Origin of the sequence: Staphylococcus sp. HMSC070D05 (assembly GCF_001815595.1) — a bacterium.
Classification (GTDB): Bacteria; Bacillota; Bacilli; order Staphylococcales; family Staphylococcaceae; genus Staphylococcus; species Staphylococcus hominis.
Genome location: NZ_KV821145.1, coordinates 44,863 through 62,808, shown reverse-complemented (window position 1 = coordinate 62,808; position 17,946 = coordinate 44,863). Strand labels below are relative to the sequence as shown.

The following is a 17,946-nucleotide window of genomic DNA, read 5'->3' as shown; positions in this document are numbered from 1 at the left end:
ATTAAACTAAAAAAATCAAAGTACAGGAGTGAGACACTATTCAAAATGAATGGTGTCTCACTCCTTTATACTTTATAATATATTAATTATGTTCAATTTCATTTGTAAGTGTTTCTACGTCATCTACTAATTCTGAAATATACGCAATAGTAGATTTAAGTGGGGCATTTGTTGTTATATCAACACCTGCTATTTTTGCAAGTTCAACTGGATTTTTACTCCCTCCAGCTTTTAACGTTTCTAACCATGCATCGACTGCTTTTTGTCCTTCTTTTTTGATTTTTTGAGAGACCACAGTGCCAATAGTTAATCCAGCTGAATACGTATATGAATATAATCCCATATAATAATGTGGTTGTCTCATCCAAGTTAATTCCATTCCATCAGTAAGTTCAACCGCGTCACCAAAGAATTGTTCATAAACGTTTCTCATTAACTTATTAAGAACGGGTGCTGTTAAAGATTCACCGTTATCAACTTTTTTGTATACTTCTCTTTGGTATGCTGCTTCCAGTAAATGCGTGACCATATTATGATAATATGTGCGAGATATGATTGAGCCAATCACCCATCGTTTAAAACGTGCATCATTACTATTACTAAATAAATAGTTTGCCATTAGCATTTCATTCATTGTAGAAGGTGCTTCTACAAAATACATAGATGCTTCTGAATCTAATAAATGTTGATGTCTTTGTGATAATGTAAAATGACCAGCGTGACCCAATTCATGTGCCAATACGAAGGTTTCTGCCATTTTACCTGTCCATGAAATAAATACATAGGAATGCGTAAAATAAGGGCTAGCACAATACGCACCAGTATCTTTACCTTTATTTTGAGCAAAATCAATCCATTGATGATTATAAGCATTGTCAACCATTTTAATATAGTCATCGCCTAAAACACTTAAAGCACCGTGAATATATTGTTTTGAGTCTTCTATTGAAATATCTGGTTCATAACTAGGATCAACTGATATTTTTAAATCTTCAAATCGCATTTTATCTAAGTTATGAATTCTTTGCAGTATTTTGGCATATTTTTGCATCACAGGTGCTAAGTCACTCATGATGACATCAATTTGTCTATCATACATTTCACGTGTAACTTCTTGTTCTTGTAGTAAATAATCTATAACAGAATCATAGCCTCTTAAATTAGCCTCAATTTTTTCTTGTTGTACATGTTGATTATATGTTGCAGCTGTTGTATGTTGATATTTACGTAATGCATTACTAAAAGCTTCGAAACTTTTACGTCTAAACTCTGGATCTGAACTGTCCTCATATTCGTTTTCAAAAGTTGCATAATCTAAAGGATATGTTTCATGATTATGTTCAAACGATTCAAACGCAATATCAAGCATTTTAGTTGTTCCATAGAGTTCATAAGCACTTTGAAAAGTAGGTGACAAACTAGCAAGTACTTCTTCAACTTCTGAAGATAATTGATAAGGTTTACGTTTTATTAATTTTTCTAGATAATGAGGACTATTAAACTGCTCTTTTAGCTCTTTTAATTTATCATCAGAGAGTATCATTATTTCAGATTCAACAAATGATAATAAGCTAGATATCTTGCCATAAGACGTTGATAGTTTGGCATTTAACGTTTGCGCTAATTCATTTGTAGTATCGACACTCAATCTAAGTTCAGCATAATTACCTAATCGATCAAATTGTATAAGTAAGTCTTCATATTCTTTAAGCGCATCTAGAATAATTTTAGTGTCCGATAAATTATTTTTATATTTTTGATTAAATTGAGCAGATTTCTCTAATACATCATTTAAAGTATTATAAAATGCTTCATCATTCGTAAATAAATCTTCTAAATTCCATTTTTCATTATCTGGAACATGTTTTCTGAGTGGTAAGCCTGTGTTCATTTTATTCACTCCTAAATAGTTAGTCTCATATATATTATACATAATATTATTTGTAAACTCAGTTTTAAGCCTTTAGTCTGAGTCATTTTAATGACTAAGAAGGTATAATTATTTATAAAAGTATTGTATATTACATATTATAAAATATAAAAGTTGAGGCGTTTTTTATGACGATATTTGATATGCCAAATTATCTTTGGATCACAATCGTAGCAATGATGATATTAACTGTCTTTTGTACAATGGTACTTAAAAAATGGTTTTCGGCAGCAGTAATTACATTCGTTGTTTTAGCAGTATTAGCTTTCTTTATTCCTAATTTTTATAATATAACGTTCCAGCCTTTATTAGGCTATGCCGCTTTTCTTGCAATTATAAGTTTAATGATTAGTTTCCTTTTATGGTATTTTACAAGAGGATGGCGTCGAGAACGTAAAGAAAAGCAATTGGAAAAAGAGATGAAAAAATATCATGACGACGAATACATGTATCGTCGTCATGATAGAAGATAAGTATAAGGGAGTAGGATAAATTCATTATCCCACTCCCATTTATATTATTAATGGTGTATAACATGATTATTTTTTAAAGGCTTTTTCAATTTTGTTTAATTGATGAATACTTGTTTCAATGCCACCTTCACTAAAATCACCAAGCATTAGCTTCAAATTGATATACTTGGTGATTTTTTATTACTTTCATATCTTTTATCACTTTATTATTTAAAGCAGAAGATAACGTTTTGTCATCCGCATTTTTATTTCGATTAATTACAAATAATTTATCAGGATTAATTTTATTTAAATACTCATTAGTAACTATATTACCAGCTGAATTTGCTTTCATTTTAGGATCAGCGTGGTTAATTCCTAAATCTTTATTTAAGAAGCCTCCGAATCTACCAATTGGTCCGAAGGCACTAATGCCTTTATCATCAACATTTAAAAGTAATACGGTATCATTATTGATTACTTTTTTAGCCTCTTTCACTTCTTCACTTAATTTATGATTAAGCGCTTTTGCTTTTTCTTCTTTTTTGAAAATTTTACCAAACAATGTCGTATGTTCTTTAATTGATGAAATATAATGATCATTATCGGGACTAACAAATAAAATCTTAGCATTAGGCGCCGCTTTTTTCATTTCATCTATTGTTTTTGTATGTGCTTGTCTAAATGAAGCAAAGATAATATTAGGTTTTGATTTAGCTAATTCATCATAATTAGGTCTTCCTGGATTGCCTAGATTTGTATATTTACTGTTTTTAAATTCCGAAAGGGAAGAAGGTAAGAATGAAGCACCTTGTCCTTTAGCAATAGAAACTATTTTGTCTTGAAGTCTCATTTGTTGCATAATATCTAACGCGCCATAATCTAGTACTGCTACACGTTTTGGATTAACTGGTACTTTAACTGTTTCTGTTTTATTTTTGCCTCTACTATGTGTATTATTCTTATCCTTAAATTCATATGTATTTTTTACTGTAATGATATTTTTACTAGATGAAGAATTTGAATCCGATTGCTTACCACATGCTGATAAAATTAAAATAACTGATAAAATTAATAGAATATATTTAAATGATTTTTGCATTTTCTTACCTCCTAGAGAACATTATAATAGAAAATGATAATCATTATCAATTAAATATTTATGTTTTATAACTTTATTTTACCTAAAATATTACACATTCTTTTTATATTGGTGGTGATTTCTTTAATACGTGTATTAAAGTGATTTTAAAAAAGTATATTGCTCATAATACTGGAAAGATATATTTAGTAAAATCATCTTAATAGACGATAATCAAACTTATAAGAATAGATCACTTTTTGTGATATTAAAGTCTTTCTTTGAAATAATTGTTATTATAAATCATGGTTCCAATATCATCGATAGGCTGTAAATTAATTAGGTAGAATAGGTAATAAATTATTTATCTGCAAAAATAATGTGATATCTTACATTATGTAAACTAGATAAGCATTCAATAATTGATTCAATATTATATTCATTATCACAATATATTGTGTCATAAATATCAGTACTAAATTCATATTAGTATAATCTACGTTATATATAAGGCAGATTATTTTTATCATAACAAATTATAACTAAGTCAATCATTTTAGATAGAGATCAGTGTTAACCAAAGAATGATAACTAAAATATATCATTAAAGTGTAATTAAAATAGAATAGGTCCCCTAATTGTCATGCACATAACTTCCTATAATATATATTATGTAAACTAAATTGTTAAAATTTGTATTTCTGTACGACTATCTTCAATTTGAGCTTTTTTAACAAAATACAGATATTTAAAGTTATTATATACCTTAACTCAATTACATATGATCATACATTCTAATTTTATTAGTATTTATTTAAAGTTATTATTTTCTACAGTTCGGTCATCATCATTTAAAGTATTGAATCATAAATATTGGCATTACGATTCTTATAATCGTTCTTAATTATTTCACAAATCAATCAAAGCGGAACGATTTCAATTAGATTCGTTATTTGATGATATAATAGTTATGTATTTATTATTCAAATGATAAAAACTATAAAATTTATTTATTATAAAATATCAAAAATAAATTTCTTTTGATGTATCATTGATAAAAATGATTGATATGCTATTATTAATTTGTAGGATACAACTTGTATTTACATCTTAGAATTTACCTACACTATTTATAATTAGTCTCTATCACTAATTATAAAAAAGCATACTGGCAAGATTGCCAATATGCTTTTTATTCTAATTGTTATTTTTTAATCTTCTTACGTATACGATTCAATGTTTTAAATAGCCAATATTTAGGTTTATTAATTGGTTTATAGAAGTCCCCAATTAACTCCTCGATATATACATTAAATCCTCTTTTAAAGCGATAAACACCATAATCTTCACTATTTTCAGTGAAATCACCAGATAAACCATAAAAATTATATCGATCATACCCATGATCAAAACAATAATTCATCATAAACCAATGCATCATGTATGGTCCCATATAATTATTGTATTTTTCTGATGAACCACCTGAGAAATAGTTTGCTTCATAAGCATTTGCAAAGTATACTCCAGAAGCTAAGTTTAAAATTTGTCCATCAGTTTGACGTAATTCACTTGCCTGTAAGAGTTCTTTTTGGTCATGTTCTATTTGTTTATCTAATTCAGCAATTTTTTTCAACTGTTTGTCACTTTTATTTTCTTTAGACATCATTTGATCACGACGCGATTCTTTATCATTTAAAGAGGTTTGCAATGATTTAATATAATCATCTAAATCAATATATGCTAATGGCACTAATGCTTTATCGCCGTATGTATCTATAAAATTATAAAAATATTCATCTGTTTTTGATACAAAACCAGTTCGTGCCTCTGTTTCACGATACAAGTCTAAGAAAATGTTTAGTTCATCTCTTTTAAGAAATCTTACTTTTACTCCATAGTTTATCGCTTTATTTATATTTCTTTTACGTTGACTATCAAACTGCTTTTTCAATGATGCAGGTGTTTCACCTTTTAGATAATTTACACCCATCCATCTCACTTGACTAGAGCGATCATATTTCGTAGTGAAACCATGATGTTCGTAACCATGTGATTTAAATAAATTAACTAAAGCATCATTTTTTTCGCGACCTTCAATCGAATTGATATCTTTATCGTAAATTTGATAAATCCAATATGGATCAAGTTTTACATATAAACATTGGTGTTGGTGTAGGTATTTTTCTAATTCTCGTAGGTAAAAATCAACAAGACCTAAATCGGAATAATCCATCACTGGTCCACGATTTGAATAGTATACATAACTTCCCATAGTTGGAATTTTTGAGAAAAGACTTGCAGCAATCACTTTATTACTTTCATCTTTTACGCCTAATAACACAACTTCAAATCCGTCATTTTCTCTAGTTTTTATATTTTCAGTAACTTGGAAGTAATGACTCTCTAATGATGGATTTTGTACGAAGGTTTCATATTCTTTAACTGTTAACTCTGTAAATTTCATATTCGCACTATTCCCCTCTTAATTCAATCTCTTTTTAATTTTTTTAAGTGTTGTATATAGTGAATACATTGGTTTATTTATAGGTTTAACGAAATCACCAACATATTCAATTACATCTGCATTAAATCCCTTTTTAAATTTTACAACACCTGCATCTTCAGCATCATCTGTAAAATGACCACTAATCCCATAAAAATTATAACGGTCAATGCCATGATCAATTGCATAATTAATCATAGTCCATTGAACTGCATAACTTCCAGCGAAGTGTCTATATTTATTTGACGTTCCGCCTGCATAATATACAACTTCAAATGGATTAATAAAGAAGAACCCAGCAGATATTGGTAATTCGTTACCGTGTTCTAATTGAAGTTGTGTTGCTTCATCAATTTTTTGCTGGTTTGCGTTTAATTGTTGTTCTAAATTTATTTTTTTATTTTGTGCTTTTTTGTTATCTGGTCGTTTTTCAATATCTTTTAGAGCTTTGTTTAAGTCTTTATTTAATGTCTGACGTTCTGCATGAAGTTCTTCAAGATATTCATCAAATTTTATATATGCAAGAGGTACTAATACTCTATCTTTAAAATAATCAAATCGATTATAGTAGAAACTATCCTCTCTATCAGAAAATTCTTTAGTCTCTGATGTATCCTCCATAAATGATCTGAAAATAGGTAATTCTTCTTTAGTAAGAAATCTTACTTTAACACCATTTTTTTGGACTTTTTTAGTATTTCTTTTTCGTAAACTATCCATTCCATTTAATACATCTTTAGCAGTTTTATCCTTTAAATTTAAAACTGAATGGAATCGAATTTGTAATATTGGATCAAATCCTGTTGTAAACCCTTCGTGTTGATATCCTAATTGTTTCATTTTATCGAAGAACCAATCATTCCCGGCATTTCCTGTAATATCACCGTCATGATTACGATATTGATAAGGCAAATAAGGGTCTATACGTACATATAAACAATGTTGTTGTTTTAAATATTTACTTAATTCGTTAAAGAAAAAGTGAACGAGCTCCTTGTTTTCATAATCAATGACTGGACCACGATTTGAATAAAAATATTTAAAAATTTTCATAACGGGTACAGCAGTTAGCATACAAGCAGCAATGACTTCATTATTTTTATTTTTAATTCCTACTAAATGAGTTTCAGTTTTCTCAGCAACTTTTAACTCATAATTTTCAGTCATTTGTGTAAAATGGCTATATGGCATTTTTTCAGTAAAATCGCCAAATTCTGTAGCTGTTAAATTTGTAAACTTCATTATCTCTATAACTCCTAATTTAGAATCTTTATTTAATTTGAGTTGACTAATTTTAAAATTTTAGCTTATGTATATATTGTGAATACGCATCGGTCTAATCTCAATAAGTATACAATAGATAAGGTTAAAACTAAAATATAAACCTGTATACACTTCCAATTAACCTAAATGCGCTTAAATTCTTGGCTTCTATCTTCTACAAATAATAAGAGCTGAAAAAGAATGATTTTCAGCTCTTAAATTCATATCTAATTTCATTTTAAATCAATTAATACTACATTGCTACTAATTCTTAAGTATTTCATGTTATGAATACTCTAAATAGCTTTTATTTTATACTATACTAATAATTATCTAAAATTTGTCTAATCTCCCTTAAGTATTCTCCTGTTTGACTTAAGTCATCATTTTCAAATCTTCGAACGATTTCACTTCCAATAACAACACCATCTACATCTTTTACCAAATCTTTTATATGGTCTGTCGTTCTTATTCCGAATCCTACTACAACTGGAAGATTTGTAAAAGATTTAATCATTTTTATCTGGTCTTTAAGCTTTGGATGAAACGTTCCATCTTGTCCTGTAGTAGCATTCATCGTTACAGTATAGATAAATCCTTCAGCATGTTTTGCTATATTTTTTATACGATTTGTATCTGCCGTCATTGCTATTAATGAAATTATTTTTACTATTCTATTATGATTTACTTGTTGTTTTAATTGTTCTATTAATTCAAATGGTAAGTCTGGAATAATTACTCCATAAACACCAATATCATCGCATTTTTTAAAAAAGGCTTTTTCTCCATAACTTAAAATAACATTATAGTACGTCATTAGGACATATTTACAATTAATTTCGTTTTGATGTTTATCTAACTCATCAAATATATAGTCGATTGTTATATGATCTTGAAGTGCTTCATGACCAGTTTTCATAATGATGGGTCCATCAGCTACAGGATCTGAAAACGGAACACCAATTTCTATCACATCTGCTCCACTTTTATCAAGTAATTTTACATTTTCTAAAAATTGTCTATTACCCATGATATAAGGAATAAATAATTTACTCATTTTTATCCTCCTTTCTTTGTTGTATATATTGTTGAATCGTTTCCATGTCTTTATCTCCACGTCCAGATATTGTCACTACTAATATATCGTTCTGTTTCATTTTAGATGCTAATTTTTCTACATAACTTAATGCATGTGCACTTTCTATAGCGGGGATAATACCTTCTATTTTGGTGAAGCGGACAAGTGCTTCCATTGCTTCTTCATCGCTAGCACATTCATAGGTTACTCTTCCAATATCATGATAATATGAATGTTCAGGTCCAATACCTGGGTAATCTAATCCTGCTGAGATAGAATGTACCAATTCAATTTGTCCATGTTCATCTTGGATTAAATACATTTTTGATCCATGAAGCACGCCAGCCTTTCCCTTCCCTATTGCAAGTGCATGTTGATTAGTATCCTTACCTTTGCCAGCTGCCTCTACACCGTATAATTTCACATCATCTTCGATAAAAGGATAAAATGTTCCTATTGCATTAGAACCTCCGCCTACACAAGCAACTACTGCATCTGGCAAACGATGTTCCTTCTCTAATAGTTGTGATTTTATTTCTTGACCAATTATACTCTGAAAATCTCTAACCATCGTTGGAAATGGATCCGGCCCTAAAGCTGATCCTAATAAATAATGTGTATCTTCCACGTGACTTACCCAATACTGTAGCGCTTTATTAACTGCATCAGATAAAGTTCCTTGACCTTCATCCACAGCTTCAACTTTAGCTCCTAATAATTCCATTTTAAATACATTAAGTTGTTGTCTTTTGATATCTTCTTTTCCCATAAAAACAATCAATTCCATATCAAATAATGCAGCCACTGTGGCACTTGCAACTCCGTGTTGTCCAGCTCCCGTTTCTGCAACAAGTTTATGTTTACCCATTCGTTTAGCGAGCAATGCTTGACCTATGGCATTATTGATTTTATGGGCTCCAGTATGATTTAAATCTTCTCTTTTTAAATAAATTTTAGCCCCACCTAAAGTTTCTGTATATGATTTCGCATACGTTAATGGAGTTTCTCTACCAACATAATCCTTTAAATAATATGCTATCTCTTGTTGGAATTTAGGATCATTTTTTGCTTTTTTATATGCTCTTTTTAATTCAATGATAGCTGGCATTAATGTTTCTGGTACATATTGTCCTCCGTATTCACCAAAAAAACCTAGTTCATTTGCTTCAGTTTGTATCTGTTTCATATTCTAAGCTCCTTTTAACGTAATTTATAATTTCTTCCATTTTCAATTTATCCTTGCATTCATTTGTCTCTATACCACTGGATATATCATAGCCTTTATGTGATAAATCTAGCTTTTCAATCTGTTGAATAGCACTTATATTTATTCCTCCTGCAATAAGATAAGGAATGTCTTGGCTTACTGATTCTAATATTTTCCAATTAAACGTTTGACCCGTACCACCAAATTGAATTGAAGGAGTATCAATAATAAATAAATCCACCCATGGCTTATATTGATTAATATCTCTATTCAAATTTTCTGTGGCCGGCAACGCTTTAATTATCTTAATATTCTTAAAATTCAATTTAACTTTTTGGATTAATTCAATTTCCTCATTACCATGAAATTGAATGGCATTCACATTGGTTTGTTGTAACAATGTATTTAATTCTTTATATGTAGGATTCACAACAACTATAACTCGATGAATGTGCTTTGCTACAAATTGATTTAAATAATTAATTTGTTCTATATTTAAATGACGTTTACTTTTTGGATAATGAATAAAACCTATCATATCTATGTCTAAAGAATTGGCTTTTAAAATATCACTTTTTGTTTTAAAACCACAAAATTTTAGTATATTCATTTCTCTTTATTTAGTTTTAATGAAGGTAATAACGATGATATATTATTACTGTTCATTAAAGCTCCTCCCACAAGTAATCCGTCTATTCCACTACTTACAATTTTTTTTACATCATTTAAAGTTGTAATACCACTTTCAGAAATATAGTAATAACCTTCCTTTTTCATTTCCAAAATGTCATTAGTATGTTCTACTTTAGTAATAAATGTTTTTAAATCTCTATTATTTATACCAATAATTTTAGGTTTAATTTGATATGCGCGTTCTAACTCTTCTTTGTTATGGACTTCAACTAAGACTTCTAAGTTTTGAGATATTGCATAATGATATAAAGACTGAAGCGTATCAATGGTTAAAATATTTACTATTAATAAAATAATAGAAGCTCCAGCTCTCTTAGCAAGATCAATTTGAAGCGGATCAATGATAAAATCCTTACATAATACTGGTAAATGTGTGAGTTGTGTTAACGTTTGTAGACGTTCAAAACTTCCTCCAAAATATTTTTCATCGGTTAAGATTGAAATAGCACTTGCTCCATGATTTTCATATTTAGCAATTTGATGCTCTAAGTTAATGTCCTTGAATGCTTTTACAGAAGGACTTTTAGATTTTATTTCTGCAATAATACTCAATGTTGATTCCCTTTTCAAAGTGGTTTCTAGAGCTGACTTATAAGATACATCAACTTTTTTAATATGTTTTATTTTATCGGTATAATACCCATCGCTTTTCATCAACTGATATTGTTTTAAGGCTTTGCCACTATCAATTAAATCTTTTGCTAAATCAACGCCCTTTTTAATACTATCCACTCTATTTGATATATATAAGGCTAATGCTGCATTCAGCACTACGACATTTCTTTTAGGGGAATGATCTTTTCCATTTAATATATCAATGGTAATATTTTTATTTTCTTCAGGTGTACCACCTTGAAGTTCTATATTATTCGCATTAGCTATGCCGTAATCTCGTGCGTTTAAAACATAATGTGAAATAGTTCCATCTTCATGTAATTCATATATTTCGTTATCCCCAGATAACGTTGCTTCATCCATTCTATTCGCGCCATGAAGTACGATACCTCTTCGTCGTCCTAAATCTTTCATAGTTTTAATAATCATAGATAATTGGGAAGCATCGTATACCCCCATTACTTGATAATCTAATTTGAAAGGATTGATTAATGGTCCGACAATATTGAAAATAGTTGGTTCATGAATGAGTTTTCTAATAGGTTGAATATATTTCATAATTGGATAAGATTCCATAGCACTGATAAATGCTAAATGCGTTTTAGATACTTGTTTGGCTACATTTGCTACTTTCGTAGTAGGAATGTGTAATTGTTGTAATAAATCGGTACTTCCAGAATTAGATGTAATGCTTTTATTTCCATGTTTAATGACTGGAACATCTGCACTTGCTACTACAAATGATACTGTCGTTGAAATATTGAAACTATTTGATTTATCTCCTCCTGTTCCACAAACGCATATACTTCCTTTATATTCAGGTTGAGTTGAATACATCGTATGAATAAGACTTTTCACTATATAAGTTAATTCTTTTTGTTGTATCGACTTATTTGTGAAAGCTTGTAATAACTTTACTTTATCTTGAGTATGATATTCTGGATTGATGAGATATTGAATAAATTCAGTCGTTTCATGTTGTGAGAGTGTTACATGCTTTTGAATTTGGTTGAGTAATGTTAAGGTCATCATTTTTACCTCTTTCCTTTACGATGTCGATAAAATTTTTAATTATTTGTTGTCCTTGGTCTGTTGCAAACGACTCGGGATGATATTGAATACCAAAATGTAACCCATTTTTTGTTTCATAAGATTGAATGCAATCTTTTGTTCTTCCAGTAATTATTAATTGTGATGGAAAAGAGATCTCATCACTTATTAATGAATGGTAACGTATTATATTAAATTGATTTGCTAAGTTATTATATAATTTAGTTTGTTGAATAACTGTTAATATATCGACTTTACCATGCATGACTTTTTCACCTTGAATAACATGGCCACCGTAATAGCATGTTAATGCTTGTGCACCTAAACATACGCCTAATATCGGTAAAGATTTATACCTTTCAATAATATTCAATAGATGGTTACTATCTAAAGGATGACCAGGTCCTGGAGATATGATGATACCATCACTTTGGTTAACGTAATTAAGTACATCTTTATCATCTGGATATTTAACAATGACGTCGTCTAATTGACTTACTATATCAACTAAGTTATATGTAAATGAGTCATAATTATCAATGATTAAAATCATGGTGTTACCTCCAATAAACTTTTTGCTTTTAATAATGTTTCTTCTAATTCTTTTTCTGGTACTGAATCATAAACCACCCCACATCCTGCTTCGACTTTCACGGTAGTGTCATCGATTAACATTGTTCTTATTGCTAAGGCAAAATCTAAATTCTGATTGCAATTAATGTAGCCTACACCACCACTATATAGGCCACGTTTATATGGATATGTCTCATATATACGCCTAATTGCTCTAAGCTTTGGAGCTCCTGAAACAGTTCCTGTAGGTAATAAATTAGCAATTACTGTCATAGGAGACAATTCTCGCTTAATCTCACCTCTTACTTCGCTTACAATATGCATGACATGCTCATATTTTTCGATTTCCATTAATTTTGTAATTTTTGAACTACCGGTTCTACTGACTCTATGTATATCATTTCTGCCTAGATCAACAAGCATTCGATGTTCGCTTAATTCCTTTTCATCACTCAATAATTGCTCTGCATTTTGCTCATCTTCTTTTATGGTTTTACCTCTTTTAATTGTTCCAGCGATTGGATTCGTAATGACCGTTCCATCTTGTATAGCTACAAAACTCTCTGGAGAACTGCCTATAATAATTTGTGTAGTCATATTAATATAGTACATATATGGACTTGGATTACGTCTTTTTAAGTTTTGGTATAATTGATAACTTAATTGTAATGTATTATTTTTAAAATAATGATTGTAGCTATATATTCTAGATGGTACAACTTGAAACATATCGCCTTCTTTTATAAGTTCTTTTAATTGTTTTATAGTATTTATAAATTCATCATCTGATACATTTGGCATGATATTTGAAGGCGTAGGAGGATGAATATAATCATCTGTATAAGCTTTAATTTGAGATAGTTCCTGTACTCTATTTTTTACTCTTTCTTCTAAATCTTTCTGTTCTACTTCTGAGAATTGATTTGTAGCAATAACATATAATTCATCTTTATAATGATCAAATACATATACATCTTCTATCATGTAAAATTCAATATCATTGCTATCCTTAATTTCTTGTATAGATTGCTGTTTTAAAATTGGAAATTCATGTCTTATTAAGTCAAAACTACACGTACCAATAAAGCTAGATACAAATGGTAAATGTTTTAATTTTTCATCTGTAATCTGAATATTAAATTGATTGATATAATCTTTTAAATATTCATAAGGTTTTTCAGTAATTTCAATATTTTGTTTTTTTGTTTTTATCGTTAGTAAGTCGTTATTCAATACAACAGAACCATAGCTTTCGAATGCTACAATAGAATATCTACCTTTAACTTGTTTTTGACTGGTACTTTCTAAAATAATCTTATTTTTCTTTAACTTTCCTAATACTTCGGGTGTAATATTTGCTCTAAGTATTTCATAATATATTTTCATTACGTTTTAGTCCTTTCTCAAAAAAAATATCAGCATCCTTATATAAAAGGACGCTGACGCGCGGTACCACTTTAATTAACTAAATATTTCGAATTATCAAAATATTTAAAGTTCACTTATTTTCTATTCAACTTTTTATAAGTATAAACCCAATTTCATTATTAGTGATGTTAGTTTTCATCAACCACTAACTTTCTATGATTATCTAGCTAATAATTACTATATTTATACCAAAAAGACACCACGATTACGTTCCATAGATAAGGACGCGTTACCGTGGTGCCACCTTAATTAACATTACATGTTCTCTTTACTGTTATTAAATTTAACCTTCTAAGTCCAATTCAAACATATGCTGTGCTAATTTACATCATCCATTAGCTTTCTATTTGCTACATTACATATCTTCTACTCAATTCTCAGAATTATTAAAATATTATTATAATTCAGTATAATACATAAATAAATCTTCCTTGTCAATATTTATTTCAATTTATTGATGACAAGCAATAGGCATATAATAAGTTTTGAGTGGCATGTATAGAATCAATATGTGTGCGTTCAAGTGCATGAGAGGACTCAATACCAGCTCCAAATAACCCATGTTTAATATCTGATCCTGCTTTTAATGCTGCAGATGCATCCGATGTATAATAAGGATAAATATCTATTTTATACGGAATATGATTAAACTTACATAAGTTTATTAGATGTGTTTTTAATTCTTTATGATAGGGTCCAGACGCGTCTTTAGCACAAATAGATACTGTATATTCGTCAGAAGATTGTCCTTCTCCAAGTGCCCCCATATCAAGAGCAATAAATTCTACAATTTTATTAGAAATAGATGCATTCGCTCCATATCCTATTTCCTCATTATTAGAAATATAAAATTGAATAGTATGGGGTAATTTAATTTGTTCATTTTTTATTCTTTCTAATAAATCTAATATCATTGCTACACTTGCTTTGTCGTCTAAGTGTCGGGATTTAATAAATCCAGATGATGTTATTTCTGTTCTTGGATCAAAGCTAATAAAATTACCTACTTCTATTCCTAAATCTTCTGTCTCTTGCTTAGAAGACGTTTTTTCGTCTATACGGACTTCCATGTGTTCAATATCTCTTGGAATTTTTTCATTTTCGTGATATACATGAACACTTGTTTCATGTAAACATATTGTCCCAGTGTACGTTTCGCCAGAGTCTGTTTCAATCTGACAATATTCTCCTTCAATCGCATTATATTTAAACCCACCAATTAAATCGATTGTTAAACGACCGTCTTCTTTAATTTCTTTTACCATTGCACCTAAAGTATCTACATGAGCAGTAATACAACGTTGACGCTCATTATCTTCACCCTCAACTGTGATAATTAAAGCACCTTTATTTGTTAATTGAGTTGAATATCCTAAATGTTCTACTTTTTGTTTTACATAGCTTATTGCTTTATAAGCATTTCCCGAAGGACTATTAATATTAGTTAAGTTTTGAATTAATTCTAATATTTTTGATTCCATTCAACTTCCCCCTTTAACAATTTAAATATATTTTAACTTAGATAAATAGCGAACTCTAATGAATCGTATTGTTTAAAATGAATGACTCATTTAAAATATAGATATTCTGAATATTTAGAAATAAGGAGGGCTCATATGAAAAATATTTTATTTGTTGGTTTAGGATTAATTGGTGGAAGCTTAGCTAGTAATTTAAAATTTTATCAACCTGATCTTATAATTTCTGCCTATGATACTGATGTAACTCAATTAGATAAAGCAATGTCTATTGGTATAATTGATAAAAAGATTAATGATTATGCACTTGGTGTTAAGGAAGCGGATATTATTATCTTTGCTACCCCAGTTCACCAAACAGCAATATATCTAAATTCATTACCTAATTATGAAACCAAATCACATTTGATTGTAACGGACACAGGCAGTACAAAGCTTATCATTCAAAATTTTGAAAAACGTTTATTAGAATCAAATATTCATCTTGTTAGCGGACATCCAATGGCTGGTAGCCATAAATCTGGTGTGCTTAATTCTAAAAAGCATTTATTTGAAAATGCATACTATATTTTAGTTTACGATGATGAACATAATACACAAGCAGCTAAAACATTACAAGACTTGCTCTCCCCTACACAAGCTAAATTCATTGTTACTAATGCAAAAGAACATGATGACGTAACGGGGATTGTCAGTCATGTTCCACATATTATTGCCTCCAGTTTAGTACACTTGAGTTCAAGCCATGCAAAAGATCATGCTTTAGTCAAACAGCTTGCTGCTGGTGGATTTAGAGATATTACAAGAATTGCAAGTAGTAATGCTGAAATGTGGAAAGATATCTTACTTAGTAATAAACAAAATATCATTAGTTTACTAGAGGATATGCAAACTAATATTAAGGATATGATAGTTAAACTTAAAAATGAAGAAGAACAACAAATATATCAATTCTTTGACGAAGCAAAAATATTTAGAGACCAATTACCTCTTAAGCAACATGGTGTAGTGAATGTTGGGTATGATTTATATATTGATATTCCAGATAAAACGGGTATGATTAATGAAGTTACTTCTACACTTAGTTTACATAATATTTCTATAAGAAACTTAAAAATTTTAGAAGTTCGTGAGGATATTTTAGGTGCTTTACAAGTTACCTTTAAAACTCCAAAAGATCGTGAATTAGGTATTATTGCTTTAAACGAATTTGATACGTATATTCCATAAAAATGGAAGTGGGCCAAAATTCAAAATGAGTTTTGACCTACTTCCGTTGTTTTACATCTTATGACCTGCCATCAATCCTAATCTATTATGTTTTGTTCCAGATGCAGTATAAGAAATTGCTTTTGAAACAATGCCTTTGCCATATTTTCTTTGTAACGTATCAATCGTTTTAGCTAAATTTTCATCTCTTTGTCTTTTATATTCATTTACAAATAAATTTAATTGTCGATTTTCTTCATGAATGAACTGTGTTAGTGAAACACTTAACGTACGATACAAAGCGTGTTTATCACACAACTGATTCGCATAATCATTAACGACTTTAAATATATCTTGTTCTAGATTTGTAGCATCAGTTAAAGTGTGTTGTTTATGTATTCCTCCACCTTCAGTATATCCAAATGAAAAATGTATAGTACGTGCTAATTGCTTTCTTTCTCTTAATCTACAAGTAACATCTTCAATCAACTCTTGCATAACAATTTTTGTTTCTTTAAATTGATAGTCTCTCATCAAAATTTGGCTTTTACATATAGCTGGATTATTAATTTTACTTTTTTCTCTTATTTTACTTTGATCTATACCGTTAGCATGTAAATGCATATCAGTGCCTAATATACCAAAGTCTTTCTTCAAATATCTATGAGGATAATGTGCTAAATCACCTATTGTAATAATTCCTTTTTTATTTAACTTTATTTCTGTTTTTTTATTAATTCCCCAAAATGATTTCAATGGTGAAATACGCCATAATTTATCGGGTATGTCATGATACCGCCACTCAGTAATACCTTCTTTTATGTGTTTAGCTTCGATATCCATAGCTACTTTACTAAGTAACAAGTTAGAGCCAATACCTATCGTACAGTATATTCCTGTCTTATCTAATACTTCCTTTTGGAAACACTTAGCAAAAGAATATACTGTAGTATTAAAAAGATGATAGCTATTTGTTACATCCATAAAAAATTCATCAATACTATACTGATGTAAATCTTCCTTTGGAACATATTTAAGAGCAATTTTAGAAATTTCTAAAGATATTTCTAGATATCTTCTCATACTTGGATTAATAATATATATATCATTACGCTGTGGAATTTCAAATAATCTAGATCCAGTTTTAATGCCAAGTTCTTTTAATTTAGGTGTTGCTGCCAACACAACAGATCCTTGTCGCTTAGTGTCAGCTACCACTGCTAATTTTGTCGTTAAAGGATCTAATCCTTTTTCAATACAAGACACACTAGCATAAAAACTTTTATGATCTACACATAATATGTCTCTATCTTCAAGTAAATTATAATCATACATATCAAGCCCCTCCTTAGATAATTCAATTATATAAGAACAAGTGTTCTATCT

At 29.4% G+C, this 17,946-nt stretch carries 13 protein-coding genes and 1 pseudogene; 2 read left to right on the top strand and 12 right to left on the bottom strand.

What is annotated here, in order from left to right; genetic code table 11:
* Positions 1 to 82: 82 nt before the first annotated feature.
* Positions 83 to 1,891 (bottom strand): oligoendopeptidase F, encoded by a 1,809-nt coding sequence (gene pepF, locus HMPREF3046_RS07485; RefSeq protein ID WP_070718208.1) that lies wholly within the window; start codon positions 1,889 to 1,891, stop codon positions 83 to 85.
* Positions 1,892 to 2,058: 167 nt separating this feature from the next.
* Here pepF and HMPREF3046_RS07480 point away from each other — a divergent pair, with 167 nt between their 5' ends.
* Complete coding sequence (locus HMPREF3046_RS07480) at positions 2,059 to 2,403, top strand: hypothetical protein (RefSeq protein WP_070718205.1); 345 nt, start codon at positions 2,059 to 2,061, stop codon at positions 2,401 to 2,403.
* Positions 2,404 to 2,469: 66 nt separating this feature from the next.
* Here the strand turns inward: HMPREF3046_RS07480 and HMPREF3046_RS07475 are convergent.
* The 10 genes and pseudogenes from HMPREF3046_RS07475 to HMPREF3046_RS07430 all read right to left on the bottom strand — a co-directional run bounded on the left by HMPREF3046_RS07475 (position 2,470) and on the right by HMPREF3046_RS07430 (position 15,354).
* Positions 2,470 to 3,484 (bottom strand): annotated as a pseudogene (locus HMPREF3046_RS07475) (ABC transporter substrate-binding protein).
* Positions 3,485 to 4,667: 1,183 nt separating this feature from the next.
* Entirely contained in the window at positions 4,668 to 5,927 is a 1,260-nt protein-coding gene (locus tag HMPREF3046_RS07470; protein WP_070718202.1) for an aminoacyltransferase, read from the bottom strand.
* Between the two features lie 18 nt (positions 5,928 to 5,945).
* The gene (locus HMPREF3046_RS07465) at positions 5,946 to 7,208 is read right to left on the bottom strand and encodes an aminoacyltransferase (RefSeq protein ID WP_070718200.1); all 1,263 of its coding nucleotides are present in this window, start codon (positions 7,206 to 7,208) and stop codon (positions 5,946 to 5,948) included.
* Between the two features lie 343 nt (positions 7,209 to 7,551).
* A complete protein-coding gene (gene trpA / locus HMPREF3046_RS07460; RefSeq protein WP_070718197.1) occupies positions 7,552 to 8,286 on the bottom strand; it encodes a tryptophan synthase subunit alpha in 735 nt (244 codons plus the stop codon).
* The gene (gene trpB, locus HMPREF3046_RS07455) at positions 8,279 to 9,493 is read right to left on the bottom strand and encodes a tryptophan synthase subunit beta (RefSeq protein ID WP_070718195.1); all 1,215 of its coding nucleotides are present in this window, start codon (positions 9,491 to 9,493) and stop codon (positions 8,279 to 8,281) included. Before trpB ends, trpA begins: the two co-directional genes overlap by 8 nt.
* Positions 9,474 to 10,124: a phosphoribosylanthranilate isomerase gene (locus HMPREF3046_RS07450; protein ID WP_070718192.1), complete on the bottom strand. Its 651-nt coding sequence runs from the start codon at positions 10,122 to 10,124 to the stop codon at positions 9,474 to 9,476. Before HMPREF3046_RS07450 ends, trpB begins: the two co-directional genes overlap by 20 nt.
* Complete coding sequence (gene trpC, locus HMPREF3046_RS11545; protein ID WP_256278226.1) at positions 10,121 to 11,851, bottom strand: indole-3-glycerol phosphate synthase TrpC; 1,731 nt, start codon at positions 11,849 to 11,851, stop codon at positions 10,121 to 10,123. The genes HMPREF3046_RS07450 and trpC overlap by 4 nt, the downstream gene beginning before the upstream one ends.
* Positions 11,796 to 12,425 (bottom strand): anthranilate synthase component II, encoded by a 630-nt coding sequence (locus HMPREF3046_RS07440; RefSeq protein WP_070718190.1) that lies wholly within the window; start codon positions 12,423 to 12,425, stop codon positions 11,796 to 11,798. The genes trpC and HMPREF3046_RS07440 overlap by 56 nt, the downstream gene beginning before the upstream one ends.
* Positions 12,422 to 13,831 carry an anthranilate synthase component I gene (locus HMPREF3046_RS07435; protein WP_070718188.1) on the bottom strand — a complete coding sequence of 470 codons (1,410 nt, stop codon included), beginning with the start codon at positions 13,829 to 13,831 and terminating at the stop codon, positions 12,422 to 12,424. The genes HMPREF3046_RS07440 and HMPREF3046_RS07435 overlap by 4 nt, the downstream gene beginning before the upstream one ends.
* Positions 13,832 to 14,319: 488 nt before the next feature.
* Entirely contained in the window at positions 14,320 to 15,354 is a 1,035-nt protein-coding gene (locus HMPREF3046_RS07430) for a M42 family metallopeptidase (RefSeq protein WP_070718184.1), read from the bottom strand.
* Positions 15,355 to 15,489: 135 nt separating this feature from the next.
* Here HMPREF3046_RS07430 and HMPREF3046_RS07425 point away from each other — a divergent pair, with 135 nt between their 5' ends.
* The gene (locus HMPREF3046_RS07425; RefSeq protein WP_070718180.1) at positions 15,490 to 16,581 is read left to right on the top strand and encodes a prephenate dehydrogenase; all 1,092 of its coding nucleotides are present in this window, start codon (positions 15,490 to 15,492) and stop codon (positions 16,579 to 16,581) included.
* 51 nt (positions 16,582 to 16,632) lie between these two features.
* Here the strand turns inward: HMPREF3046_RS07425 and HMPREF3046_RS07420 are convergent, their stop codons facing one another.
* On the bottom strand, positions 16,633 to 17,895 hold the full coding sequence (locus HMPREF3046_RS07420) for a Y-family DNA polymerase (RefSeq protein ID WP_070718179.1): 1,263 nt from the start codon (positions 17,893 to 17,895) through the stop codon (positions 16,633 to 16,635).
* Positions 17,896 to 17,946: the final 51 nt, after the last annotated feature.

Bases quoted from the DNA above. Each gene is read 5' to 3' on its own strand.
- pepF (WP_070718208.1), bottom strand. From the start codon at position 1,891: ATGAACACAGGCTTACCACTCAGAAAACATGTTCCAGATAATGAAAAA.
- HMPREF3046_RS07480 (WP_070718205.1), top strand. From the start codon at position 2,059: ATGACGATATTTGATATGCCAAATTATCTTTGGATCACAATCGTAGCA.
- HMPREF3046_RS07470 (WP_070718202.1), bottom strand. From the start codon at position 5,927: ATGAAATTTACAGAGTTAACAGTTAAAGAATATGAAACCTTCGTACAA.
- HMPREF3046_RS07465 (WP_070718200.1), bottom strand. From the start codon at position 7,208: ATGAAGTTTACAAATTTAACAGCTACAGAATTTGGCGATTTTACTGAA.
- trpA (WP_070718197.1), bottom strand. From the start codon at position 8,286: ATGAGTAAATTATTTATTCCTTATATCATGGGTAATAGACAATTTTTA.
- trpB (WP_070718195.1), bottom strand. From the start codon at position 9,493: ATGAAACAGATACAAACTGAAGCAAATGAACTAGGTTTTTTTGGTGAA.
- HMPREF3046_RS07450 (WP_070718192.1), bottom strand. From the start codon at position 10,124: ATGAATATACTAAAATTTTGTGGTTTTAAAACAAAAAGTGATATTTTA.
- trpC (WP_256278226.1), bottom strand. From the start codon at position 11,851: ATGACCTTAACATTACTCAACCAAATTCAAAAGCATGTAACACTCTCA.
- HMPREF3046_RS07440 (WP_070718190.1), bottom strand. From the start codon at position 12,425: ATGATTTTAATCATTGATAATTATGACTCATTTACATATAACTTAGTT.
- HMPREF3046_RS07435 (WP_070718188.1), bottom strand. From the start codon at position 13,831: ATGAAAATATATTATGAAATACTTAGAGCAAATATTACACCCGAAGTA.
- HMPREF3046_RS07430 (WP_070718184.1), bottom strand. From the start codon at position 15,354: ATGGAATCAAAAATATTAGAATTAATTCAAAACTTAACTAATATTAAT.
- HMPREF3046_RS07425 (WP_070718180.1), top strand. From the start codon at position 15,490: ATGAAAAATATTTTATTTGTTGGTTTAGGATTAATTGGTGGAAGCTTA.
- HMPREF3046_RS07420 (WP_070718179.1), bottom strand. From the start codon at position 17,895: ATGTATGATTATAATTTACTTGAAGATAGAGACATATTATGTGTAGAT.